This window comes from Roseofilum sp. (assembly GCF_982964205.1).
In genome coordinates this window covers 38,492-64,559 of sequence record NZ_CEZBFX010000005.1, presented here as the reverse complement: position 1 = coordinate 64,559, position 26,068 = coordinate 38,492, and the positions used below count along the sequence as shown (strand labels likewise).

The following is a 26,068-nucleotide window of genomic DNA, read 5'->3' as shown; positions in this document are numbered from 1 at the left end:
ATTCATCGGATTTGATATAATCAGGATATTCGCGCAAACCAGGACAAACTCATGAAACTTTCTACAGCATTGATTTCTGTAATAGATTATCTTGAAGGTGAAAAAAAGAGTCCCATCCGCCATGAATATCTTGGCGGCCAAATATTCGCCATGTCTGGTGGCAGCGAAGAACATAATCGTATTACTCTCAATATTGCTAGTTTCTTAAACTCTCACTTACGGGGCAGTGGTTGTAAAACATTCATGTCAGATATGAAAGTTAATATGCCCATGGCTCGCGATACTGCGGAGCTTTTTTATTATCCCGATGTCATGGTGACTTGTGACCCTCAAGATACGGAAAGATACTATAAAACTCGTCCTTGTCTAATTGTAGAGGTCCTTTCTCCTTCCACTCAAAGTTTAGATCGACGAGAAAAACGATTGAATTATCAAAGTTTGCCCAGTTTACAGGAATATGTTCTTGTTTCTCAAACCCAAATGAAGGTGGAAGTATATCGACGGGATACGGACGGCACCTGGTCTCTAGAAATCTTAGAGTCCGATGATAGTTTAGAGTTAAATTCAGTGGGTTTAACCTTGACAATGGCAGAGATTTATGATGAGGTTTTGACACAGTGAGAGATGACCGAGTAATAGATTTCAATTCTATCCATGACTAAAGTTCCTATCTATGATGTGGTAATTGTGGGCGCTGGCCCAGTAGGGTTAGCTACGGCAATCGGTTTGCAAAAACGAGGTCTAGAAAATATCCTAGTTATTGATAAAACTCGTGAATTTCGTCAAGTTGGTCAGGGATTTGATTTACTGCCGAATGGTTTAAAGGCGCTGAAACTGATTGATCCAGATGCATATGACGCAGTTAAACAATCTGGAACTTTATATTTAGCTTCTCCCGATCAGCCTAGTTCTCCATCTCCTCAATGGATCTATAAAAATACCCAAGGTGAAATTTTGCGAGCTGTTCCTCTGAGTTTTGACCATTGGTTCAAAACCTATGGAGAAGGGCGCGTATCTATCGGTTGGTACACTTTGCAAACAACTTTAAGAACGCTCCTATCTGAATCCCAAGTTCAAGCCAATTGCCGTTGTGTTAATATCGTACAAGAGTCAGATACAGGATATCTGAGAATTGACTATCAATCTAATGGTCAAGAATCCCCAAATATTTATGCTCATTGGCCAGAAAGTTTCACAGAAAATTCCTCTACAGAACCGACTTCTATTCAATCTATTCGCGCTAAATTCGTGGTTGCTGCTGATGGTATTAATTCTACAGTTCGCCGTCTGATTTATCCAGACAATCCTCCTTTGTATTCCGGTTATGGTCTGATTGGATGTACAGGTACTGAACAAATCCCTGATGCTTTAGCACAAACCATCTATGAAAAATTTATCGGTCAATTGCCTTTAGTCTCTATATTTAACCAACATTCAACACAGGGAATCAATAATAACAAGTCGCGTTTGATTTTGGCTAAACGCCCCAATCATCAATTTGCTTACATCATGCATCATTGTTTTTCTGTAGAAGAATTAACTCAACAAAGCAAGCCCCAAATTATCGATCGTACCATTCATATTCTGACCCAGGAAGAGTTTCCAGACGAATTGCTTGAGTTAGTACGCTTATCTCCGGCAGATTCTATGGTAGCTCGTCCCTATTATATCTATCCGGTTACTGCTGATTTATCATTTCCAGAAACGGCCGATCCTCAATTACAAAAAGGGCGCATCCCTAAGTTGCCATGGCATCGAGAAAAAATAGTTTTAGCTGGAGATTCAGCTCACGGAATGCCGCCTTTTGCTGGACAAGGTGCTAACCAAGGTTTGGAAGATGCTTGGTGTTTGTCTAGGGGAATTTCTCAGTTATTTGAGCAAGGTTATGAAGAGGATCTAGAGAAAATTAATGAAGTGTTTGATGAATATGAAAAAACTCGCTATCCAATTATGGCCCAAGTGCAACAAGCCACGTTGAGGGGATTATATCAAACTGACCAAGAATGGCAGGATTATAATCAAAGGATACATGGCCGATCTTTAAGTTGAGATTGGATGTATCTCTCTTGTGGTTAACTAACTCAAAGCAGCGATTATTGAGTCAATATATGAACGCAGTTCTAGAGCAGCGTCTTTTAGTCAGTTATATTGACTGGTATTTATCTTCAATAATGTCAAATAATTGTGCCATCCCGTATTCTCAGTTATGCTGAATTGTGTATTCATGGATATCTAATTCGTTATAAACCCGATGATGAACGGCGATCGCTACAACCTGAAACGTTTCCTAGGCGCACAAGCGACAATCTATGAGAAAGTCTTGGCTGAACTGAGAGCCGGTGAGAAGAAATCTCATTGGATGTGGTACATTTTCCCCCAGTATCAAGGCTTGGGTTTTAGCCTGATGTCACAAAAGTATGCCATCCAAAGTCTAGATGAAGCTAGAGCCTATTTAGAGCATCCAGTTTTAGGCGATCGCCTGCTCGAATGTACAACAACCGTTTTAGGGATCGCTGGGCGATCGGCACATGACATCTTTAGCTCCCCTGATGACCTAAAATTGCGATCGTGTGCCACCTTATTTTCAGCCGTGTCACCATCTGATTCTGTGTTTGTGCAAGTGTTGGATCGGTTTTACAACGGGGAACGAGATACCAAAACGTTGGAGTTGTTAGGAGGCGAGGGATGATACAGCAGTTTCCTCTGCTATGCCGTACATAAAGGACTGTTTTTTAAAGATACCTAGAATCGCTCACTCGCTAGATAAGGGCTGTTGTTCAATTCCTCATTCCTCCATTTCTCCACCCAGAGCGCAAAGCGCTGTATCCCTGTTCTGGCATTTTCGGAGATGGCGATCGCTTAACCAAAACTGACGTTTTTTAGTGGAGCTGTCTAAGATCCTTTGAAGTGCCGATCGAGAGGGGATTCAAACCGGATAAAATCATTTTCAATATCTGGGTTTTTCATCACATCAAAACAAACAAAGGTCGGCAAAGGCTCCATGTCAAAAAACTTAAAGTTAAGATGCATCGGCCAGAACAAATCATCTACACTTTTGCCTTCAAATAACCCTGATTGGGATCGTTAAAGGCTTCTTTAGGTGCGTTAAACGTCAGGGAAAGCATGTATTGTTTACCAGTCAACGTTCCACCCGTGCCATATTGCTTGCTGGGGTCTTTGCGAGTTCTGCCATCACCGTTACAGAGCCGACTATCCAGACCAGCAGAATACACATAATCCATGTATTTTTTGAAGCTCCATGTCACCCCCATCCAATTTACGGGAGTTTGGAGAATAATCGCATCAGCCCACTGGTGTTTGGCGATTTCTTCTTCAATGTCGTAATCATCTTTCATCGTGGTGATTTTGAGGGTATATCCTTTGGCACTCAGAAGAGTTTGGGCTTTTTCAACTAACGCGGCGTTGAGTTTGTCCGGGGAGATGGCATATTCTTCGTGGCCATTGATGATGAAGATATTGGGCATGGTTAAAATTTCCTGGGGTTATGGTTGATAAGGGCAATCGAATTTATTACAGCCCTTTTAAAGCATCTACAATAGCACTGGGTTCTGCCCGTTTGGTGTAATCGACATCTGCAAAGGCATACACAATTTTGCCATTGGGTTGGACGACATAGGTGGCGGGAATGGGTAATTCAAAATGGTCATTGCCATTATGAGCCGCCACATCAATGCCGAAACTTTGATAAATAGGGAGCAGAGAAGCAGGTAACTTAAAGACCAGCCCAAATTGTCGAGCGATTTGATTATCTACATCACTTAAGACGGGAAACGCTAACTCATTTTTCTCTTGCGTGGTTAAGGAATTATCTGGAGTTTCGGGTGAAATGGCGACTAGAGTGGCTCCAGTCTCTTCAATACTTGCCAGGGCATTTTGCAATGCCTTGAGTTCTAGGTTGCAGTAGGGACACCAACCGCCCCGATAGAATGCGATCGCTACAGGGCCTTTCGTTAAAAGTTCTTTAACATTCACAGGTTTCCCTGTAGCGTTTGGCAAAGTGAAGTCTGGAATGGTATCGCCTACCTTGAGAGTTTGCTCGAGAATGCCGGAGTCCCCTAAGTCAGTGGTAGCCTGCTGCATTACATTCTGTGTTTCTTGGGGAACATTACTGCGAAATTGTTGCTTGTGAGCGTTTAAGTCGTTTGCGAGGGTCATGTTAAATTCTCCAACGAGTATTAAGTGTTCGTTTACGCATTAAACCGTGAGGCATTTTCGGCTTGGGAAGCGGCTTCATCCCCTTTGCCAAAAAATGCTGGGAAGGGTTTAGGAATCGTGACAGCCTTTTGAGTGGCAGGTCGAGCATCAATGCGATCGCACCAAGCTTGCAGGTTATCGAGTCCCTCAATGGAAACTTTTGCCCAAGGGTACGATCGCGCCCAGGGATACGTGGCCATATCGACGATGGTAAAGTCGTCTCCTAATAAGTAGGCTTTGCCTTCGAGTTGCTCGTCTAGAACTTCTAGCAATCTCCGCGACTCAGCCACGTAGCGATCGATCGCGTATTGGTCTTCAATTCCTTTAGGGGCGGCAATGCGTTGAAAGTACATGGCTTGCCCCATCATTGGCCCAATGCCACTCATTTGAAACATCAGCCATTGCAAGGCTTGAGACCGGGCTTTTTCGTCGAGGGGAAGAAACTTCTGGTACTTTTGGGCGAGATACCAGAGAATTGCTCCCGACTCGAAAACGACAAAGTCATCATTGCTGCGATCGACAATGGTCGGAATGCGGCCATTGGGATTGAGCTTCATATACCACTCAGATTTTTGCTCTTTTTTCCCAAAGTCAATGTAGGTCAGTTCGTATTCAACCTCCGCCTCTTCGAGAAAGATGACGGGCTTCCAACCATTCATCGTGGAAGCGGTGTACAGATGAATATCGGGGGATGCCATAACAACCTCTGATCATGAAAGGATTGTAAATCGGATACAGGAGACGGCTAGTGCTTGTCGTCATCCCAAAATCCGGCCAGTGATGGTGCAGGTGAGCTATATGTCTTAAGATAAATAATCTAGTAACTAGCGTCAACCAGTATACTTTTAGTAACCAGGTTTATTATGAGTACTGTTACCAACATCACTACAGATAGCAAGGGTCGCAAGAGTGCAGTAGAACCTTGTTTAGAACCCTGCCCGATCGAGCGAGGAATGCGCGTATTGGGGGGCAAATGGAAAGGCTCAATTCTCTGGCATCTCAAAGATGGCCCGGTGCGATTCAATGATTTGGTGCGACAGTTAGGGGGAGCCAGTAAAAAGATGGTGAGCCAGCGCCTGCAAGAAATGGAAGAATCGGGTTTGGTCAAACGGGAAGTAGTGAGCGATCGCCCCATCGCCGTCGCCTACCAAATCACCGAGTTTGGCCAAACTGCCCTCTGCTTTTTGGAAGAACTCAAAAATTGGTCAGAAGCTAATAATATCTAGAGGAATTGCAGATTTTCAGGTATGCTAACGGGTAATTGGAAAAAATCACCACATAACCACATAAATGAAGGGTTTGGGAATACGCAGAAGTTGCTGTTTTGACCCAATCTATAGCGATCTCCTTATCCAATACTATACAGAGATTGACCTTATGCGACATATAGGCTGCGGTATGATGACCCTTGTGCTGACCCTCATTAAGGAAAATAGATGAGAATCATATTGAAGCGACGTGGGAGGCTTACATAGATAAGAGTTGGATTACAGTTGCTGATGAGATCTGTGCGCGCCGAGAAATTTAGGCGTTGACATTACCCCATGTTAACTGTCAAGTTCTTGAAAGAGCATGTATGATGATAAATAGGGATGCATAACTCAAAAGTCATACCTAGATTGTGATTGATGATTGGATTGCTCTGCCAGTCGCTTGGTATAATTACTCTCAACTCCCAGATAAAGGTAGTAATTAGAGCGACAATGACGATCGAACACCTGCTTAACTTGCGTCATAATCAATCTAGGATAGCCCTATCCTGGCAGTCAAACTTAAGAAGCGAGTAAGGCCTCAATGAGCTACTGCGTTAACCCGGTTTGTCCAAATCCAGAAAATTCTCCCAATGCTCAAGTTTGTGCTGCTTGTGGCTCCAAACTCCTGCTTCGAGAACGTTATCATATCTCTAAACTCTTGGGACAAGGTGGATTTGGGGCAACTTTTCTGGCTCAAAATTTATCCCTTCCAGGGAATCCCTATTGTGTGATTAAGCAATTGCGCCCGGCTTCTACATCTCCTCAAACCCTGCAAATGGCTAGAGAGCTGTTTCGGCGAGAAGCAAAGACCTTGGGTAAAATTGGCAATCACCCACAGTTACCTGGTTTGCTCGATTATTTTGAAACTGAACAGGAATTTTATTTGGTTCAGGAGTACATTAGCGGAGCAACCTTAAGCCGAGAGGTAAAACGGGGAGGGCCATTTACCGAAGCAGGAATTAAGCAATTTTTAAGTGAGCTGTTGCCGGTAATTGAGTATATTCACTCCAATCAGGTTATTCATCGAGATATTAAACCCGCTAATTTGATTCGCCGCAATCAGGATAAGAAGTTGGTCTTGATTGATTTTGGAGCAGTTAAGGATCAGGTGAATCCTACAGCAGTAGATAATAGTTCGGAACAAACCGCTCTAACGGCTTTTGCCATTGGGACTCCAGGATATGCCCCCCCAGAACAGATGGCTCTGAGACCCGTTTATGCCAGCGATATTTATGCAGTGGGTGTAACTTGTATTTATTTGTTAACTGCTAAATCTCCAAAGGATTTGGGCTACGATCCGGCGACAGGCGAAATTCTTTGGGAAAGACAGGTACAAATTAGCGATCATTTAACTCGCGTGTTGAAGAAAATGCTCGATGGGTCAGTTAAACATCGCTATCAGTGTGCCCAAGATATTTTGAAGGCTTTAGAGTTAGAGCCTTATTTGGATAGTTTAGCCCAAGGGATGTTAACGGGGCCAGTAAAACCGACAACAGAGACCTCTTCTAGGGGGACAGGAGGTCGTAATACCGGGAATTCTGGCCCAAGTAGCCATCTCTCTCGTTTCGGGGTATCGATTCGTTCGCGCCAATCCAGGTTGCGAGGTGGTAATACAGGACTTTCTAATACCTCAATTTCAACTCAAGCAAATTCTGGCCCAACTTCGGGGGGAAGTGCGGGAGCAAATAAGCCAAAGATTCCCACTCGTTTGAAGGAGCAAGAGTTGCTCACTTATTATGCTAAGGGGCGTAGGGATTTTGTGGATCATGATTTGAGTGCCCTTAATCTTCAGGAAATGGTATTTCCAGAGGCGAATTTCCGAGAATGTAAGTTTGTGAAGACGAATTTCACTCGTGCCAATTTGTTTCGTTCGGATTTTACAAAGGCGCGTTTAAAACAGACGATTTTGCGAGATGCGAATTTGAGTCGCGCTTATTTTAATTATGCGAATTTGGAGGGGGCGGATCTGCGGGGTGCTGATTTGAGTTATGCCTATTTGAGTAGTGCAAATTTGAATGGGGCGAATTTATGTGGGGCGAATTTAACTGGCGCTAAGGTGACGGAGCAGCAGTTAAAGCGAGCGAGAACGAATTGGAGAACGGTTTTACCGAAAGGGCGCGCAAAGTAGCCTGAATGAGGGGATAAGGAAGGTTCGCTATAAAAGGCCAAGATTACAGAAATGGAGGAGATTGCTTCATTTCCCTCCGTTCCACTTGCAATGAGATAGTCTATCTGATTCACCAGACTTGATATCACGTTCTTTTTTTGATGGGCTTTGGCTATACAAAAAAGGGCGATCGCCAAGATCGCCCTTTTCGAGACGAAAAACACCCTCTAGGGAAGTCTTTCGCTGCCTGTACTCAAGGAATATGAGTCGAGTGCCTTAAACTTCGTAGGGTTGTTTACCACTAAATTTAAGGGTTGCTGGCTCAGGATTGCTGCCGATATTGCGGTCAATTTTACCGACAAATTCCCGACCTTCGTTCACTTTTTCAGGGAACACACCATCTGCGGGATGAAGATACTGAATTTCACCATTGGGATAAACCCGGTAAATTTTATAATCGTTGATCTTAAATTTGGGCCGCAGTTGGCGATAGGCGAGGGCCAAGCATTGTTCTTTGCGAGCCAGATACAGAAGGTTTTCACCTTGTTGCATAGTGGCTGCACCACCAGTGGGCATCTCAAAGACTTGGGCTTTGGGCGATGTCCAAGTGATGGCGTATTTTTCTTCTACTGATGCTTTGGTGAGTAGTCCACCAGTACTTCCCCCGAATAGGGGAGCTTGTCCGGTCAGTGTCTCACTCATGGTTACAGCTCTCTCCTCTAAACCAAGATTTTTATGGCATCGTATCACTGAGATGGGGGTGGACTAGAGATTTTGTTAGGAACTGTTACAGTTGTTCATAATTCATAGGCAGGAAGCTCTATTTGTGTCGTTCAATAGTGGGCGACTGACGACGGGAACGGGAGGGGCGATCGCCTCTTGATGAGCCTCTTGATGAGCCTTGGGATAAGCCTTTATCTGCGATAGGCAGGGTAAATCGGAATTGAGAGCCTTGGTTTTTCCCTCCAGATTCAGCCCAAATCTGTCCTCCCCAGTTAGTGACGATTTGACGGCAAATGGCTAAACCGAGACCCGTACCACCGGTACTGCGACGTAGGGCCCCTTCTTCTTGATAAAAGCGATCGAAGACCGTTTCTAGGCGATTGGGTTCAATCCCGCGACCACTGTCTTCAACGGTGACTAAAATCATGGGTTGGTTATTCTGCGGTCGTTTTTGGGGAGGAACTCGCTCTTGAAATGGCTGGGTCTGGGTACTACAGATGGCTTGGATGGTGACCTGTCCCGGGGATGGAGTAAATTTACAGGCGTTATCAAGGAGTTTGGATAAGACTTCAACTAACCATTCTCCATCGACGTGAACCAGGGGTAGAGTCCTGGGAAGATGGGTAATAATCTGGGGTAAGTCCTGATTGGGTTGATGAGAGCGAATACTGCTGATGGCCAGGTCAATACATTCTTCCAAAGGTAGGGGTTCGGGATTCCAGTCTACTGAGCCACTTTCAAGGCGAGAAAGGGTGAGGAAGTCTTGGATCAGCTCTCGCAGGCGTTCAGCATCATCTAGGGCGGTATTGAGCATCACCTGGCGCAAGTCCTGGGGCATATCCGGTTCACTGGCTAAACTTTCTAGACAGACTTGGATGGTCGAGAGTGGGGTGCGCAGTTCGTGACCGGTGATGGCGATCAAGTTGCGGGTGGTGCGATCGAGGGCTTCGAGTTGTTGGTTGAGGTCTTCGAGGTTAGCGTAGGCCTGGGCTTGGATGAGGGCGACCCCAATTTGGGAGGCGATCGCCTGAACCATTTCTAGTTGACTCGATGCCCAAGTATAAGAACTCTCGCCACAGTGGTGAATTTCAATCATTCCGAGAAGTTCCTCTTTGTAGAGTACAGGAACCATTAACCAGGAATGGATTTTGGCGGGGGTGACTTGATCGGTTAGGGTAGGGTGATTGAGGGCATCTGGGTTTAAGTTACTCAGATAAGCGCGGTGATTTTGCTTAATGACATGGGAAAATAGGGGATGATCGGTTAGGGGCCAAGTTTTTCCTTTCAAGGAAGAGAGCTTACGGGAGTTCATGTATTCATATTCGATGGTCACCTGCTTTTGAGACGCTTTACAGGGATAAATTAGACAGCGGCAGCTCTCCATCGCTTGACCGAGTTCTTTGGCAGCAATCTGAAAAATTTCTTCTGGGTTGAGGGAGCGACGAATGGCATCAGTAATGGAGTTGACTAAGCGTTCTTTTTTCTCTTGGTTGGCGATCGCGGTATAGGCCTTCACCAGTTTATACTGACCGGCTTGTAAATAGGTCACTAGGCGCTCGGCGAAGGGAGCCGGATCGAGATGAGAGATCTGACAGGCAGGCGCTTGTGTGATCCGGGTTTGGGCTTGTTCCACTTTAGCCGCTAATTCCGGACGATACTCTAAAATTCGAGACAGTAAGGCCTGGGCTGCCTGTTCGCAAATTTGGCGATCGAATGTCCAAATGCCCTCAAAGCGTCGTGCTTGATCCATCGTCATCAAGGGAATTTCGGGCAATCCCATCCCTGACGGATCGCGTTCGCGACAAATTAAACACGTGGCATACTGTTGACCAATAATCACCAAATGCCATTCATGCTTGAGTTCGTCCTGGGAACTAAAGGCAATCGTTTCATACTCTTGGGAAGCATTCTTAAATTCCGTTTCTGGAGCAGCCAGAACATAAACCTGGTCAGTTTTTTGAGCAATGCGGCGATAGCGATGAGACTCTTGGCGATAAAACCGTTCTCGCTGGAAATTAGCAATGACTAAGGGCTGATCGGCCCCAGCCCCAGCCAAGACCTGATCTTCCATAGCATGGGAAAGGGCGGTCAAAGACGGCTTAAAATAGATTTGCGATCGCAGTTGGGGTAACCTTTGTAAAAGGTCTGCCAACACGGAAGGATAATTACTCATTAATGCTGCTTGGCCCAGTCAGGACAACTCCACACTTAACTTTAAGTTACTTTAAGTTTAGTTCGCTTAAGTTTTTATTCTATCGAGTTCCTGGGCCCTTTGATACGGTTTATAGTCCAGGCAATCGATCGCCCGCTCAGAATTGGCATAGTGAGGATGTACGGTACATTTGAGCCGATAGTCATTCGTAAAAAATTGACAATGGGCACAGGGAATCTGATGCATTTGTTTAGCCTGAGCTAGAGTATCTCCCATGGCTCTACCTAACGTCCAGGCGATCGCTGCCATGAAAACCCAAGCACTGACGAAGCAAATCGGAACCCCGAAAGGCTGTATACTTTGAAGCAGTTGAAAGAAAAAATCAATAATCGTGAGCATAAACGTATTCTCGATCCTTAAAAGTCTGGACAAGCAAGTTACGATCCGTTATAGCAGGAAGAGAGGCTAAATCAACTCGAGTATGACGATTCTAGATTGTGGCGATCGCCTCAGATATCTTAAAGCGTGAAATAAAATAACGAATTGTAAAGCCTCTAAAATCTGAAATCTCCTATGAGACGATAGTATTTGATGTCCAATCACTAACCGAACTACGATCGAAAAAGGATAGTTTTATGAGTCTCCGACTAGGTGATACAGTTCCTAATTTTACTCAAGCCTCTTCCGAAGGTGACATTGATTTCTATAGCTGGACAGGAGATAGCTGGGTTGTACTCTTTTCCCACCCCGCAGACTATACTCCCGTTTGCACCACAGAACTGGGTATGGTTGCCAAACTCAAACCCGAGTTTGATAAACGCAATGTTAAAGTCATTGCTCTGAGTGTGGATGGTGTAGAATCCCATAAAGGATGGATTGGGGACATTAACGAAACCCAAAAAACAACCATCAATTATCCCATTTTGGCTGATGAAGACAAGAAGGTCTCCGATCTCTATGACATGATTCATCCAGAATCCTTAAATAGCTTAACTGTCCGTACCGTTTTTATCATCGATCCCCAGAAGAAACTGCGCCTGAATATCACCTATCCAGCGAGTACCGGACGTAACTTTGATGAAATTTTACGGGTGATTGACTCCTTACAATTAACAGATAATTATCAAGTAGCTACCCCCGTGAATTGGCAAGATGGAGACGATTGCGTGATTGTACCTTCTCTCAAAGATCCAGAAGTCTTGAAAGAAAAATTCCCTAAAGGATACGAAGAAGTTAAACCCTATTTACGCATGACTCCCCAGCCCAACAAATAGGTTATAGCGCTTCACGCTAGGATGAGGAAGTGGGGACACGGGGACACGCAGACGCGGAGGTAAATTCTTGCCTAGTTCCCTATTCCCTATTCCCTATTCCCTATTCCCTAAAGATAAAGTTCGGTAACTAAACGGATGGATATCAAAGCAGGATTTATAGCCACAGTGGGCAATACGCCCCTCATTCGATTAAACAGCTTTTGCGAAGAGACCGGGTGTGAAATCCTCGGTAAAGCAGAATTCCTCAATCCAGGGGGTTCAGTAAAAGACCGAGCCGCCCTGTATATCATTGAAGATGCTGAAAAACAAGGACTCCTCAAACCTGGCGGCACAGTCGTTGAGGGAACTGCTGGCAATACAGGAATTGGTTTAGCCCATATTTGTAATGCTAAAGGATATCGCTGTAAAATCATCATCCCTGAAACCCAATCCCAGGAAAAAATCGAGGCCCTGCGAACCCTCGGTGCAGAGGTTCAAACTGTCCCTGCTGTACCCTATCGAGACCCAAATAATTATGTGAAATTATCGGGGAGAGTAGCGGCTGAACTCGATAATGCGATTTGGGCGAATCAATTTGAAAATTTAGCCAATCGTCAGGCCCATTATGAAACCACAGGGCCAGAAATTTGGCAACAGACTGACGGTAAAATTGAGGGTTGGGTTACGGCTACGGGAACCGGGGGAACTTATGCAGGAGTTGCCCTATACCTAAAGGAGAAAAACCCCAATATTCAGGTGGTGGTTGCTGACCCCATGGGGAGCGGTTTGTATTCCTATGTGAAGACGGGAGAAATTAAGCCAGAAGGAAGTTCGGTAACGGAAGGCATTGGCAATTCTCGGATTACAAAAAATATGGAAGAAGTTCCGATTGATGATGCCATTCAAGTTGACGATACTGAATGTATTCGCGTTCTCTATCAGCTATTACGTCGAGATGGTTTATTTATGGGTGGTTCTGTCGGTATTAATGTGGGAGCTGCGGTAGCTTTAGCGAAACAAATGGGACCCGGACATACGATTGTGACGGTCTTATGTGATGGGGGCGCTCGCTATCAGTCCAAGCTTTATAATCGAGAGTGGTTAGCCTCGAAGAATTTGCTACCGGATTAATATAACCCTTGGCGTGGTAATGGATAATAGGTAATTGGCACTCTAAACCTTGAGGAACCAAAAACCAATGAAAATGAAACGTAATCTTTTCATATTTGTGGGAATGATATTGATTTCCCTAGTTTTGGTCTTATTCAAGCCATACCATCAATTAAGGGATATTTATCTTAGTAAATACTACCCATTAAATACTCATTCTGGTTTCATACAGCAGGACATCGGTTTTTCTTACTCACTATTTGACTTAGGTGTAGCTGAGATTAATCAAGACAGATTTTTAGATATATATTCTACAAATCACAATAGTCGCCAACTCTTCTTAATGAATCAACAAGGAGAAGATTTCAAAGATGGGCTAACAGAGTTGGGTTTACCCCAAAACTATGAAGCGACATACTCACCCGTGCCCGATCCTCTGTTAAATAAGACAGAACCAGGATTATATATCTATTGGCATAATTATGAATTAATAGTTGCCTCCCAAGGTCTAACTAATTTAGAAAATATGGGAGGTCTGATTATTGTTCCTCTCTTAGCAACCTCTACAGAATCCGGTGAAATCTCAACAAAAATAGACAAGAAACCTGCCCTATCAGCAGGAATTGATAAGGTACAAGTGGCAAAATTTAAGGTGAAAGGAGATGGGCGATTATCTATTAAGTTTCCAGCATTTTATCCGTTTTTTCAACCGCTATTTAAGTTGAACACTGGAGCCGATATAACTCATGTTTACATCGGTTCTCGTTTTGAATCTCCGACTTCCGTTGATTTTGCTCTACCTCCTATTTATGCTTTACCTTATATGGATCGACACGGTATGGCTTGGAATGATTATAATAATGAAGGGAATATGGATGTAGCGATTGCCAGAGCAGGAATGCAAGGTAAGATATCAGAATTTGATCCGGATGCTAAAGATGAATTAATGTTGCAAACCAGTTCCGGTTTTGAAGATATTGGAGGGAAGGTAGAGCTAGATAAAGAGGGTTGTGCTTCACGACAAGTGGCTTGGGTTGATTTTGATCGAGATAATCTTTTAGACCTTTACATTATGTGTGGACGGCATTTGCCACCTAATTCTATATATCCGAATCAACTGTATCGCCAAACTGCTGAAGGTCGTTTTGTCAATGTTTCTGCTGAAAAAAATGTAAATATACCCGAAATGGGGTGGTTTGCTTGGTTAGATATAGATAACGATATGGACATGGATTTATTTTGGGCTGATGAAATAAGTTTTTGGCTCTACAGAAATGAATCGGGAACGTTTATTGCCGAAAAGTTAGGGGAAAATAAGCGTAAGAGCTTAGTGAATCAATTGACGATCGCTGATTATGATGGAGATGGAGACCTGGATTTATTCTCCGCTTCCAGAAAACAGAGTATATTATTTACCAATGTGCAGGGTAAATTTGAAAGGGTCGATCCAGAATTAATTGGACTCCCCGATCGAGCATTTGCAGCGAACTGGGTTGATTACGATAATGATGGGTTGATAGACTTACATACTTTACGGTATGGAATGTACCGCCAACTGTCAAATCACACATTTGAAAAAATAAATTTATTAGAAGTTAGTGCACCAAACACATTCGGGGGGTATGCTTACTGTACTTGGTTCGATGCAGATAATGATGGCGATCGCGACTTACTCATGGGAAAATCTGAAGAGATGTCCTGGTGGGAAAAGCGGCAAAGAAAAGCACAAGATATTGCGGAGCTAACTAAATACAGTAAATCCAAAGTGTTGCTGTATCGAAATCTGGGAAATAACAATCATTGGTTACAAATTGAATTGAAAGGTTCCCCCGGAAACTCGGTCGCGATCGGTGCTAAGATCAAAGTCACTACGGCTAATGGTACACAATTGCAACAAGTCGGACAGTCGGAAGGAGCCTGGAGATCGCAAGGGCATTACCGCCTATACTTTGGTTTAGGAAAACAAGATGCAATTAGCTCAATTCAAGTTACATGGCCTGATGGTAAAGTTCAGGAAATCCTAAATCCCGACCTCGATCGATTATTGATTATTGAGCAAGCATAAACTTGGATCGATCGGATGGCTCCCCCATACTTTTTGAGAGACTAAAGAAACGATATAAAAAAAGAGGGTGAAATATGGATGAAACCGCACTAACCAAACAGGTGCGCGTGTGTCAGCATCAAAGTTGCCGTCATTTGGGAGCCGCTCAGGTGTTGGAGGCGTTTGAACTGCACCTGGTCGATAGGGTCGAGGTTGTAGCCGTTCACTGTTTGGGGCAATGTGGGAACGGGCCGATGGTTTTGGTTTTACCCGAAGAAGTTTGGTATTATCGGGTTTCTCCCCAGGAAGTGCCTGCGGTGGTTGAGCGGCATTTAAGGGGAGGAAACCCGGTCAAGGGAATGTTATATCCGAAGTTTCATCCCCCTGACAGTTAAATTAAACTAGGATTCATTGGGAAGGCGAACTTTGGTGATTAAGCCGACTCGATGCAAGAGGCTAATGACTCCCCAACTCGGATCGATTTCCCACCATTTTAAGCCGCAACGAGCAGAATAGGGAAAGGCATGATGGTTATTGTGCCAACCTTGTCCGTAGCTCAAAGGGACTAACCACCAAACATTGGTCGATTTATCATTGGTGTCATAGTTACGATAGCCGAAGGTGTGAGCCACACTGTTGACCCCCCAGGCACCATGCCAAAGGAGAACGACACGGACGATGCTTCCCCACATGACCCAAGGTAAGCCTCCCAGGGCAAATAGGATGGCAGCGAGACCAAAGTGCAAAACTAGGAGATAGCGATCGCAGAATAGATAAAACGGATCGTCTTTAATATCTTTGGTCACTTTAGCGATTTTGTCATCTAAGTCGGGTTTGTGATAGAGAATCCAGATAAAATGGCTCCACCAGAATCCTTTATTGATATTGTGATAATCGCCCTCTTGGTCTGAATGGGCATGATGAATGCGATGGGTTCCAGCCCAATCAATGGGGTTAGATAAACCGCTAAAGGCTCCACAGAACACAAAAAAATATTCAACCCATTTGGGACAAGTAAAGCTACGGTGACTGGCTAAACGATGCCATCCGATTTCGACTCCTGAGCCGGCGATCATGTGCAGAACCAGAAAAACACCCACAGCCGACCAACTAAAGAATGGGGGAAAAAAGGCTAAAACGACCCCGATATGCATGGCAATCATCACAAAGATGATGATCCAGTTGAGACGGGGAGAGGATTCCGTTTCAGGAATCGTTGTTTCAGAAGTAAGTTCTTTAATCATCAAAGGTTACCTTGGATAAACATGTTGAGCTGATGAACAGGAGAGGGATTACTCGTTAATCCTCCGCTCAGAGCGAACTATAATTTCCCTTTCTGGGTAAACGGTTGATAGCATTTATCTTCATCATATAAATGACAAACGCTGGTAATGTTCCAGAGAGAAGAGAGGGAAAATTCATTGGTGGTCATGTATTGTCCCCAGTTTTGTTCTAGACTGGCATGAGCTTGACGCAGATTGTACCAGGGAATCGCAGTAGAGATGTGATGGGGAACATGAACGTTAATGTCATGGGCCATCCATTCAAACCATCTGGGATATTGACAATGGGCTGTTCCCATAAGTTGGGCTTCGGCTTCATTCCATTCCGATTGGGGTTTGAAGGGAATGTCGGTTTTGGTGTGATGCAGGAGGGTGATGGTACTCATCCAAAAATGGAAGACGAGCCAAGGCATGAGCCAATAGTTGACCCATCCCCATAATCCGGTAGTGGCAATGAGTAAGGGGAATCCGATCGCCATTTGAGCGATGACAAAGAGGGCTGAAAATCGAACTTGTTCCCGTTCTTTACCGGCAAATGTCCACCATTGGAAGTGCAGTTTTGCCCAATGAACGGCAGAGGCTAACCACCAAAATTTACCCCGCAGGCCCCGATAGGCCCATTTTTCAATCGGATGAAAATTGTTGTATTCTTCACGAGAATAGGCTTTCCACGCATTATCTATTTCGAGACAGTTGGTGTATTTATGATGGATATTATGTTTAATCCGCCAACCATGAAAGGGATAAATGCAGGGAATGAAAACGAGATGACCAATGAGGTTATTAATCCATTTACGATTGGCAAAGGAGCGGTGTCCACAATCGTGACCGATGACAAATAAACCGGTGAAGGCGCTACCAGTAAAGAGCCAGAGCAGGGGTAAGCAATACCAGGGGGCGATCGCCGTGCCCCACCATCCTAAACCAACTAGGATCAGGTTAATGATTAACCCTGACCAGGCTTTGATGGAATCTTTGATAAATACTTCTCTGGGAAGGGTGTTGATAATATCTCTGAGGCGGATATTGGAGTCGAGGTGGATCTTTTCGTCTGTTTGCAGCCGTGCAGACGGATGAGCGATCGCTGTTTTCATTCAACGTTTTCCTGTTTGATTTGTTTCGGATCTGGGGCAATCTAAAATATACGCCCATAGAGGGGGGGTCTTCAAGTCCCACGAAAAAATTACTGAGATTCGGAAAAGGTGCGATAACCCTTATCTTCGTCATACAAGTGACAAACATCAGTTATTTCCCAAAGCAAACGGAAAGAAAACCGTTTTCTGGTGATATATTCTCCCCAATTTTCTTCAAGGCTGGCATGGGCTTTGTGCAGGTTATACCAGGGAATGGCTGTGGTTAAATGATGGGGAACATGAACATTAATATCATGGCAAATCCATTCAAACCACCAAGGATATTTACAATCGGTGCTACCTACGAGCTGGGCAGTGACTTCATGCCATTTTCCGTCGGGTTCAAATTTGAGATCGGGTAAAGTGTGGTGCAGGAGAGTTACCGTACTGAGCCAAAAGTGGAAGACAAACCAAGGCACGCACCAGAGGGAAAACCAGCCCCACAATCCCGTAGTGGCAATGAGTAGAGGAAAGCCAATCGCCATTTGTGCAATCACTAATAGGGCAGAAAATTTGAACTGTTCCCGTTCTTTTCCTGGCTTGATTGTCCACCATTGAAAGTGGAGTTGGGCCCAATGGACAATGGAACCTAACCACCAGAATTTACCATGGAGGGAACGATACACAATTTTTTCAAAGGAATTGAGGGATTGATACTGTTCCACGTAGAATGGATTCCAGGTATTATCGCGATCGATGTGGTTGGTATGTTTATGATGAATATTATGTTCAATCCGCCAGGGATGGAAGGGATAAATGCAGGGGGTGAGGGCAATATGACCAACCAAATTGTTTACCCATTTTTTGTTGGCAAAGGAACGATGACCGCAGTCATGGGCAATGACAAATAAACCAAAAAAGCCCGTTCCAGTAAAGAGCCAGAGCAGGGGAAGTAAATACCAAGGGGCGATCGCGATTCCCCACCATCCTAAACTGACGAGAACGACATTGGAGATAAATCCAAACCAAGCTTTAAATTGGTTTTTGGCAAAAACATCTTTGGGTAAGGTTTTTAAGACATCTTTTAAGCGCAAATTCCGATCGAGCTGGGGTCGTCCCGCTGATATAAGCTCCGCCGAGGGATTGGCGATCGCTGTTTTCATGCTCAATGTTCCTCTATTAACAATTGCATCATTATACCCTCTACTTCCGCAATTTTCATGAATTTTAGAAAAGCAAATTTTGCTCTTCAATCTAGAAATTTGACATCCATAAAAAGGACATATTTTCAACCGTACAAACACTTATTCTTTGTGCAAGAAAATCTTTAGTTCTCTTCCAAGGGCGTGCGAGGGCTATGGGCCTTGGCGGGGGTTCCCCAGCAAATATAAGATTCTGGTAACGAGCGAAACACACTACTACGGGCCCCAACCACGCTATTCGCTCCAATTTTAACCCCTGGAGACACAAAACAATCTGTGGCAATCCATACTCCATTTCCAATCTTAATTGGGTCAGTGACTAGGCGAAAACAGGGGTCTTGAATATCATGGGAACCCGTACAAAGATAGGTTTTCTGGGAAATGACACAATGCTGGCCAATTTCAATCTGGTCTAAGCTATAGAACACCACATCATCGCCAATCCAACTATAATCTCCAATGCTGACTTTCCAGGGATAGGTAAACCGGGCTGTGGGCCGAATGACCACTCCTCGGCCAATTTTTGCCCCGAAACAGCGCAACAACATGACCCGAATATTATGCCAATTATGTAGTGTTAAAGGAAACGTAATAGCCTGTATAAACCACCAAAGAATAATCCCCCAGGTGGGACGACCGCGATCGAAATTAGATTGGTCATACTGGCGCAAATCGATCCAAGACGGGGAATCGAGGCGATAGGATGGGGAGGATTCAGGAGTTAACTCAGGAGTTGACATGGGTAGGGGAAGATTGAGTGCCAGAAGATTGTGCTTTCATGGGATTAATATGCCCTCCAAACTGGCGTAGCTCAAATAACTTTACGCCAATATTGTATTCATATTGACTTAAGAGTCTGGCATAAATATATCCTGCTTGGCCATCTAAAAATCCCAATTGGAGAATATAGTGTAAGATAAAGCGAATTGTGGGTTTAAAAGGTAAGCGCACCCATATTTTTTTTAGCCACCGTTTGCGCTGTACGGCATCCCCAAATAAGTTAGAACCAATGGTATTCTCTTCGTCCATCCCTTCGATCAGATTGTAATAGACTCTAGCTTCCCAATTAGAATAGCGGTTATGGCGAGCTAACCAAGCGTAAATATCGCGGAAATCTTCATGAAGCATATCTTCTTTGAGATAACCCACAGTCCCCTCCAGGATTACATGCTCGTGAACTTCATTATCGCCAGCATTTCTAACATCTTCCACGTTCAAATTTTCGTAGCGACCTTTTTGATGTTTGAATAGCCGTAAATTCCAGTCTGGATATCGTCCCCCATGGCGAATCCAAGCCCCTAGGAAGATGACTCGGCGATTGAGATAATAGCCATTCATGTTAGGATCTTGAATGGCTTGTTTAATTTCTTCCCATAAAGGGGGAGTAATCCGTTCATCACAATCAACAATCAAAATCCATTCATTACGAAAGGGGAGGTTGTCTAATGACCAGTTTTTCTTTTTTGGCCATGACCCATTAAACTTAAATTGAATAACTGTTGCCCCTAAGCTTTCGGCAATTTCTGCGGTGCGATCGCCACTTTGGGAATCAACTACAAAGATTTCATCCGCCAGTTGCAAACTATCCAGGCAAGCGGCAATGTTATCTTCTTCATCTTTTGCTGGAATAATAATCGATACCGGGACTTTAGAAGCTTCAGAGGTCATAAGGGCACGGGAGGGATGAGACAACGTTTAGGATATCAGATCAATCTCAAACTTTGGATTGTGACATCTGCATTTTTCTCCTTTAGTTATAACAGGTCTGGTATAACGGTGAAGATGAATAGGGCACAGATAGATTTACTTCAATGGAGCATTGCGAGACCACAAGCCTTCGATCGCCGTAGTCAGATAGCCGATTTGACCATAAGCATAGACTAGATTATCAAAGTGCAGAGCTGGATCGCTGATATATTTCACTGATTTATAAAGTCCCCGAATGATGCGCTCTCCCCCCAGCGAAAATTGATGAAGTCCTCCTCGGTTGGAGAGTTGTTCCCGGTAGCATTCACTCACCCCTTGCCACCATCCTCGGCGCAGAAACCAAGAGCGGTTGACTCGCTCTGGAGCAACATTGTGAGCAACTAAGGCTTCAGGGATATAGCTGACTTGCCATCCTGATTTTAGGGCCAATTCGGTCATCACCAGTTCTTCGTTGGAGAGCAATTTTTTTCCTACCCGTCCTAAATTGGGGTCAAATCCACCAATTTCTTCTAGGAAACTGCGTCGGAGGGAGTAGTTTAAGCCTCTGGGGGTATTGCCGGGTTGGGTAATTAAGACCGGACTATCGCCTAAATCATAGGCTCCTAGATTACCGGCTAGACCCTCTGAGAGCCAAGGAGGAGGGGTAATATCAGTCGGCCAAATGAGGGTGACTTTACCGCCAGCGATCGCCAGTTTATCGTTTTCTGCGTAGGCTCTGGAGAGAACCGTTAACCAGGACGGGGTAGCGATCGCATCATCATCTAAATAGGCTAAAATTTCTCCACTGGCGTTTTTTGCCCCTGTATTGCGAGCGACAGATAAACCAGTCACCGGTTCATAGACCGATTTTAGACGGGGATGGGGTTGTAAGGATTTGATAACTTCTTGGGTGCGATCGCTCGACGCATTATCAACAACAATGACCTCAAAGTCAGGATGATCTTGATTGAGCAAGCTTTCTATTGCGCCACCAAGATATTGATCTCGGTTATGGGTACAGATAATAGCTGAGATTTGGATGCTCATTGGGGAATAGGAGAGTGGGGACGTGAGGAAACGAAGACGTGGGGATAGATGACTTTAGGACTTTTTGGGATCGTATAGATTAGATTCCATCTCTGTTTTACCCAATTTTCCAATTTTGTCCAATCCCCCTATCTCTCCATCCCCCCATCCCCCAATTGGCGATGCAAACTCTTTAAAGATTGGGCTAACTGGGATAGACGCTCTTCTAACATATGCTTTTGGTTCAGAAACTGTCGCAATTGTTGATAGCGGTGAATGGCTAAACTCATGGATGCCACTTCTTCTGATGGACAGGGACGACTCCAAACTTCTCCATTTTCATTGAGTCTACAGAGTCGATAGGATGTGCAAGAACTTCCGCTAGAATTCCTCTGGGTTGAGTTGGGGGTAGATTCGAGCCATCCCTCAATAATTGGCCCCTGATGATAAAGAGCTGTAATTTGATCGTGGATCTGGTCTAACTGATCTTGCCATTGACAGGCGATCTCCTCAATATCATGAAGTACATCAATGGCTAAATTGGGAGAATATTGATTTTGATAACGGCTTAAGCGCGTCGGTTTATACTTGGGAAAAGGCGGCAGTTCAGTGGAACGATGAATCTCGGCTGTGCCTAATTTTTTCTTATTCGTTGGTTCAAAAGGATGGGAATTGGGTGGATTGATGTCCATAGCGCTTTGCGCGGTAATGGGTAATAGGGAATAGGAAATGGGAAATCTCTGCGTCGGGAGCGTCTCCCGAGCTTTTTCTACTGGTTTAGGGGGATTCTAAATGACTCAGTCGCTTTTGCAACTTCTTCAAAGACTGGTATAAATCCGGTAGACGCTTGTAGATGGCCGATGCTTTGAGATAAATAGGATGATTCACCGCCGGGTTTCCAGAAACGACGGAGCCAGGGGCAACGGTTCCATGGACTCCGGCTTTTGCGGAGGCAATCACGTTATCGCCAATAACCGTATTGTTGGCAATTCCCACTTGTCCCGCGAGAAGGACTTTATTCCCTATTTTTGTGCCACCTGCCATGCCAGTTTGACCGGCGATCGCACAATTTGAGCCAATCTGAGAACCATGTCCAATCTGCACTAGGTTGTCAATTTTAGTATCGCGACCAATGCGGGTTTCCCCGACGGCTGGACGATCAATGGCGCTATTACATCCTACTTCCACTCTGTCTTCTAAGACGGTTCGTCCAGACTGTTCCATCTTAAACCAGCCTTTAGGGGTGGGAACAAAGCCAAATCCTTCCGAGCCGATCGCTGCACCACTATGAATAACACAATTTTGACCAATCAAAGTCCGTTCATGGATGGTACAGTTGGCATGAAGAACGGTGCGATCGCCGATTTCGGCTTGGGGATAAATCACCACATTGCCATGAATACAAACCCCATCGCCAATTTTGACTCCAGATTCAATCACCACATGGGGACCAATATAGATGTCTTGTCCCAACTGTACATCTTCAGCGATCGCGGCAGTGGGGTGAATCTGTGGTTGGGGATGAAACGGTTGATAAAAGAGGGTAATGACTTGGGCAAATAAGAGACGCGGCTCCCGGGTAGCGATCCAGGCAATTCCGCGCTCTGTGGCAGCTTCGATTAAATCAGACGGGATAATTAAGGCGATCGCCTCAGTGGTGTTAATCTGATGAATAAACTTCCCACCCTCAATGAAACTCAGACTTTGGGGAGTCGCTTGATCTACAGGTGCAACTCCCGTAATCTCTGGATCGAGATCGGGTAGGGAATTTTCTGAGGCTACCTTACCCAATTTTTCAATAATCTCGCTGAGTTTCATAGATCTAAGCACCAAGTTTTGAGGGTTGAGAACTGCATCTTTGCAAAGTTTACAGTAGTTTTCGCCACAAAACGCAAAACCAGGTTTTAACCTTTCCTTCCTGTCTATCTCAACGTGCTAAAGAGGATTGGCTTGATAGAATAGTGCCATTCGTGCGATCGCAGCTAAGAGAGATCGATAGTCAGGATAGAGTGGAGTGAATAAACGCATCGTTTTCAAAATTGGCTCTGGGGATTTTGATCGAGGGTTTCCAGTCACGCTACAACTAGGTGAGGAAGGACGAACCCCACAGCTTGAGTTGAGCCGGTGTTTAGATGCAGCTCCCGATTTACCCCTCCTTTATCAGCAGTGGGTGTCAGCCTATCATCGGTTGGCAGGTTTGGATACTCGGATTCGGATTCCGACGATGCCAATTACCCATTTGGGCATTCCAGAAGCGCACCACAACTGTCGAGAAGCAGCGGAGAAGTTGCGATCGCACTTTAACCACTGGTTACGCCAACCTAATATTCTTGATTTACGCGAAGCCATCCTTGAAACCCTAGATCGCCAAACCCCAGTACGCATTATTATCCAAACTCAAGACTGGATTCTCCAGAGACTCCCTTGGACAGTTTGGGACTTTTGGCAGCGCTATCCCCATGCCGAAATTGCCCTCAGTTTACTCGACTATCAAGGCGTAAAACCAGAACTCACCCTCCAGGGAACAGCGAATATTTTAGCCGTATTTGGCGAAGATCGGGGATTAAACTTAGCTGCCGATCGACATAGTTTAGATCGCCTGCCTAATGCTCAAATTACTTATCTAGAGTGTCCCAGTTTTTCCCAACTGCACGATCGCCTATGGTCCGAACCTTGGGATGTTTTCTTTTTTGCCGGTCATAGTTCCAGTGCATCCGGAGGTCAGTTTCAACTCAATCCCCAGGAACGTTTAAATTTAGACCAGTTGAAATATGCCTTAAATCGCAGTATCGATCGCGGATTGAAATTAGCCATTTTCAATTCCTGCGATGGCTTAGGTTTAGCTCAACAGTTAGCCGCTCTCAATTTGCCGCAAATAATTGTCATGCGCGAGCAAGTCCCCGATCGCGTCGCTCACCAGTTTTTAGAGCATTTTTTGTATCAGTTCTCTCAAGAAACCCAGTTATATGAGTCCGTGAGATTGGCACGGGAAAAATTACAGGGTTTAGAAGATCGATTTCCTTGTGCCACTTGGTTACCCGTTATTTTCCAGAATCCCGCCTACTTGCCCTTAGTATGGAAAAAAACAGAAGTTCAGTTAACCCCTCAATCCAATTTAAGTCGCTTAGAACTTCGCAATCGTCAAATTTTACTCAATAAGGTGAATCTATATTGGGTGAAAGGGGTTTTGGAGGCTTCGCTCCATGGACAGGTATTACTAGAGTTGGGGATTGAAGAGCGCTATGATGCGATCGCCCATCCTTGGGGCTTAGTTTGGGAAAACACCGAGCAAATGCAACAGTTTCCTGTGACTCACTATTCGGCAATAGAAAAATTTGAGGCTTTGGGTATGGGGCGATCGCTCCTCATCTTAGGCGAACCTGGTTCTGGAAAAACCACCACCCTTTTAGAATTAGCACAGGAATTCATTCATCGAGCCAATCAAGATCGCCATCTCCCCATCCCAGTTGTGTTTAACTTATCCTCTTGGTTAGGCGAACAACAATCCATTTTAGATTGGTTAATTCAGGAACTCTATACCAAGTATCAAATCCCGAAAGAAATCAGCCAAAATTGGATCGACGACTCTGCTCTCCTCCTGTTACTCGATGGCTTAGATGAAGTCGCTGCCAACAAGCGCCAAGCTTGCGTCACTGCCTTAAATGAATTTATGCAAAACCATGGCACTCTAGAAGTTGTCATTTGTAGTCGCTACAAAGACTACGATCAACTCTCGCAAAAATTGCACGTTTTAGCGGCTATTTATCTCCAACCTCTAACCCAGGATCGCATTGAACAGTATTTACAATTTTGTGGCTCGGACTTATCCGGATTACGGCAAGCCATGCAAAGCGATATCATTTTACAAGATTTAGCCCAATCTCCCCTAATGCTGAATATCATGGCTTTAGCCTATCAAGGAATGAGTTATGATGATTTCCCTAAGCAGACTAAAGAACAATATCATACTCATTTATTTGATGCTTATATTGAACGCATGTTTAGCCGAAAAATCGGTGAACATTTTTATTCTAAGGCTCAAACCAAGAACGGGTTAATCCAACTCGCCCAATGGATGGTCAAAGAATCACAAACGGTGTTTTTAATCGAACGAATGCAACCGAGTTTCTTAAAGACAAAATCTGAAAAATTGAGATATTGCGCTTTAATTGCCCTCATTGGTGGTATCTTCAGCGCTTTAGGAATTGGGTGTAGTGTCGGACATATTGCTGGTCGTCATATCGGATTACTCTCTGGAGCAATTTTAGGCATTGCTGGAGGACTAGCGGGAGGGATTATTTTAATGTGGGTGTTACCTCGGATTGAACCCGTAGAAAAAATGAAGTGGTCTTGGCACAAAATGAGGATCAATCTGATTCCAGGATTGCGAGTGGGATTGATTGCGGGTGGATTTTATGCTTTAAGTGTTGCCTTAATCTTTAATGTCATTTATGGCTTAAATATGGCAGTTAAGGAGCTATTAATTTTTTGGCTATCTGGATTAAATTTAGGCGTGATGTTTATTTTACTCAGGGGCTTAACTGGAGGAGACATCAATACCCACACTGTACCCAATCAAGGTATCTGGTTAAGCGCTCGAAACGCCTCCCTATTTGCAATCCTAGGCATCTGTACCTTAATCGTCCTAGCGAAAATTGTAGGACACCCAACCTTGTTTGGCGCGATCGCCGGTTTATTAATCGGTTTATTTTCCCCTAGTAGCAGCGCCTGTCTACAACACTTTACTCTGCGAGTTATTCTCTATGGTTCTGGAAAAGTTCCTTGGAATTATGCCCGCTTTCTCGATTATGCTACCAGTCTCATTTTCTTACAAAAAGTGGGTGGAGGCTACATTTTTATCCATCGTCTGTTGTTGGAACATTTTGCCCAACTCTCTCTAGAATAAATTTGACAGCCTCCCTATTTCCTATTCCCTACAGC

The 26,068-nt window shown here is 44.5% G+C and carries 23 protein-coding genes and 1 pseudogene; 10 read left to right on the top strand and 14 right to left on the bottom strand.

Annotation, left to right across the window (positions count from 1 at the left end; genetic code table 11):
• Positions 1–51 precede the first annotated feature (51 nt).
• The 3 genes from AC3A14_RS02670 (at position 52) to AC3A14_RS02660 (ending at position 2,689) form a co-directional block, all read left to right on the top strand.
• Positions 52–621: a Uma2 family endonuclease gene (locus AC3A14_RS02670; protein ID WP_318731463.1), complete on the top strand. Its 570-nt coding sequence runs from the start codon at positions 52–54 to the stop codon at positions 619–621.
• 33 nt (positions 622–654) lie between these two features.
• Entirely contained in the window at positions 655–2,049 is a 1,395-nt protein-coding gene (locus AC3A14_RS02665) for an FAD-dependent oxidoreductase (protein ID WP_318731462.1), read from the top strand.
• Positions 2,050–2,254: 205 nt separating this feature from the next.
• Positions 2,255–2,689: a DUF1810 domain-containing protein gene (locus AC3A14_RS02660; protein WP_413039038.1), complete on the top strand. Its 435-nt coding sequence runs from the start codon at positions 2,255–2,257 to the stop codon at positions 2,687–2,689.
• A gap of 203 nt (positions 2,690–2,892) precedes the next feature.
• Here the strand turns inward: AC3A14_RS02660 and AC3A14_RS02655 are convergent.
• From AC3A14_RS02655 to AC3A14_RS02645, 3 genes and pseudogenes are all read right to left on the bottom strand, one after another.
• Positions 2,893–3,485 (bottom strand): annotated as a pseudogene (locus tag AC3A14_RS02655) (NAD(P)H-dependent oxidoreductase).
• A gap of 46 nt (positions 3,486–3,531) precedes the next feature.
• Positions 3,532–4,176, bottom strand: a complete 645-nt coding sequence (locus tag AC3A14_RS02650) for a peroxiredoxin-like family protein (protein WP_318731459.1) — start codon at positions 4,174–4,176, stop codon at positions 3,532–3,534.
• 32 nt (positions 4,177–4,208) lie between these two features.
• Positions 4,209–4,913: a glutathione S-transferase family protein gene (locus AC3A14_RS02645; protein WP_318731458.1), complete on the bottom strand. Its 705-nt coding sequence runs from the start codon at positions 4,911–4,913 to the stop codon at positions 4,209–4,211.
• A 165-nt stretch (positions 4,914–5,078) separates the two neighbouring features.
• On the opposite strand from AC3A14_RS02645, the gene AC3A14_RS02640 reads away from it, so the two are divergent.
• Complete coding sequence (locus AC3A14_RS02640) at positions 5,079–5,441, top strand: winged helix-turn-helix transcriptional regulator (RefSeq protein WP_318731457.1); 363 nt, start codon at positions 5,079–5,081, stop codon at positions 5,439–5,441.
• A gap of 568 nt (positions 5,442–6,009) precedes the next feature.
• Positions 6,010–7,596 carry a serine/threonine-protein kinase gene (locus tag AC3A14_RS02635; protein WP_318719410.1) on the top strand — a complete coding sequence of 529 codons (1,587 nt, stop codon included), beginning with the start codon at positions 6,010–6,012 and terminating at the stop codon, positions 7,594–7,596.
• A gap of 255 nt (positions 7,597–7,851) precedes the next feature.
• Here the strand turns inward: AC3A14_RS02635 and psaD are convergent, their stop codons facing one another.
• The 3 genes from psaD to AC3A14_RS02620 form a co-directional block, all read right to left on the bottom strand.
• Positions 7,852–8,277 (bottom strand): photosystem I reaction center subunit II PsaD, encoded by a 426-nt coding sequence (gene psaD, locus AC3A14_RS02630; RefSeq protein WP_318719411.1) that lies wholly within the window; start codon positions 8,275–8,277, stop codon positions 7,852–7,854.
• Positions 8,278–8,395: 118 nt separating this feature from the next.
• Positions 8,396–10,471, bottom strand: a complete 2,076-nt coding sequence (locus AC3A14_RS02625; RefSeq protein WP_318731456.1) for a DICT sensory domain-containing protein — start codon at positions 10,469–10,471, stop codon at positions 8,396–8,398.
• A 66-nt stretch (positions 10,472–10,537) separates the two neighbouring features.
• A complete protein-coding gene (locus AC3A14_RS02620) occupies positions 10,538–10,840 on the bottom strand; it encodes a hypothetical protein (RefSeq protein WP_413039037.1) in 303 nt (100 codons plus the stop codon).
• Positions 10,841–11,085: 245 nt separating this feature from the next.
• Between AC3A14_RS02620 and AC3A14_RS02615 the strand changes: the two genes are divergently transcribed.
• The 4 genes from AC3A14_RS02615 (at position 11,086) to AC3A14_RS02600 (ending at position 15,252) form a co-directional block, all read left to right on the top strand.
• The gene (locus tag AC3A14_RS02615) at positions 11,086–11,724 is read left to right on the top strand and encodes a peroxiredoxin (RefSeq protein WP_318731454.1); all 639 of its coding nucleotides are present in this window, start codon (positions 11,086–11,088) and stop codon (positions 11,722–11,724) included.
• 135 nt (positions 11,725–11,859) lie between these two features.
• Entirely contained in the window at positions 11,860–12,834 is a 975-nt protein-coding gene (locus AC3A14_RS02610; RefSeq protein ID WP_318731453.1) for a cysteine synthase A, read from the top strand.
• A 67-nt stretch (positions 12,835–12,901) separates the two neighbouring features.
• The gene (locus AC3A14_RS02605) at positions 12,902–14,878 is read left to right on the top strand and encodes a CRTAC1 family protein (protein WP_487778904.1); all 1,977 of its coding nucleotides are present in this window, start codon (positions 12,902–12,904) and stop codon (positions 14,876–14,878) included.
• A 74-nt stretch (positions 14,879–14,952) separates the two neighbouring features.
• Positions 14,953–15,252 (top strand): (2Fe-2S) ferredoxin domain-containing protein, encoded by a 300-nt coding sequence (locus AC3A14_RS02600; protein ID WP_318731451.1) that lies wholly within the window; start codon positions 14,953–14,955, stop codon positions 15,250–15,252.
• Between the two features lie 6 nt (positions 15,253–15,258).
• Here AC3A14_RS02600 and AC3A14_RS02595 read toward each other — a convergent pair whose 3' ends face one another.
• The 8 genes from AC3A14_RS02595 to lpxD all read right to left on the bottom strand — a co-directional run bounded on the left by AC3A14_RS02595 (position 15,259) and on the right by lpxD (position 22,945).
• Positions 15,259–16,101: an acyl-CoA desaturase gene (locus AC3A14_RS02595; RefSeq protein WP_318731450.1), complete on the bottom strand. Its 843-nt coding sequence runs from the start codon at positions 16,099–16,101 to the stop codon at positions 15,259–15,261.
• Between the two features lie 77 nt (positions 16,102–16,178).
• Complete coding sequence (locus tag AC3A14_RS02590; RefSeq protein ID WP_318731449.1) at positions 16,179–17,234, bottom strand: fatty acid desaturase; 1,056 nt, start codon at positions 17,232–17,234, stop codon at positions 16,179–16,181.
• Positions 17,235–17,323: 89 nt separating this feature from the next.
• Positions 17,324–18,376, bottom strand: a complete 1,053-nt coding sequence (locus tag AC3A14_RS02585; protein ID WP_318731448.1) for a fatty acid desaturase — start codon at positions 18,374–18,376, stop codon at positions 17,324–17,326.
• A gap of 164 nt (positions 18,377–18,540) precedes the next feature.
• Positions 18,541–19,155, bottom strand: a complete 615-nt coding sequence (gene hpsU, locus AC3A14_RS02580; RefSeq protein WP_318731447.1) for a hormogonium polysaccharide biosynthesis acetyltransferase HpsU — start codon at positions 19,153–19,155, stop codon at positions 18,541–18,543.
• Positions 19,142–20,083 carry a glycosyltransferase family 2 protein gene (locus AC3A14_RS02575; RefSeq protein ID WP_318731446.1) on the bottom strand — a complete coding sequence of 314 codons (942 nt, stop codon included), beginning with the start codon at positions 20,081–20,083 and terminating at the stop codon, positions 19,142–19,144. Before AC3A14_RS02575 ends, hpsU begins: the two co-directional genes overlap by 14 nt.
• Before the next feature lie 135 nt (positions 20,084–20,218).
• Positions 20,219–21,148 carry a glycosyltransferase family 2 protein gene (locus tag AC3A14_RS02570; protein WP_318731445.1) on the bottom strand — a complete coding sequence of 310 codons (930 nt, stop codon included), beginning with the start codon at positions 21,146–21,148 and terminating at the stop codon, positions 20,219–20,221.
• 128 nt (positions 21,149–21,276) lie between these two features.
• Positions 21,277–21,819, bottom strand: coding sequence for a hypothetical protein (locus tag AC3A14_RS02565; RefSeq protein WP_318731444.1), 543 nt, complete (start codon positions 21,817–21,819; stop codon positions 21,277–21,279).
• Positions 21,820–21,904: 85 nt separating this feature from the next.
• Positions 21,905–22,945, bottom strand: a complete 1,041-nt coding sequence (lpxD, locus tag AC3A14_RS02560) for a UDP-3-O-(3-hydroxymyristoyl)glucosamine N-acyltransferase (RefSeq protein ID WP_318731443.1) — start codon at positions 22,943–22,945, stop codon at positions 21,905–21,907.
• A 196-nt stretch (positions 22,946–23,141) separates the two neighbouring features.
• Between lpxD and AC3A14_RS02555 the strand changes: the two genes are divergently transcribed.
• A complete protein-coding gene (locus AC3A14_RS02555) occupies positions 23,142–26,033 on the top strand; it encodes an NACHT domain-containing protein (RefSeq protein ID WP_318731442.1) in 2,892 nt (963 codons plus the stop codon).
• Positions 26,034–26,068 lie beyond the last annotated feature (35 nt).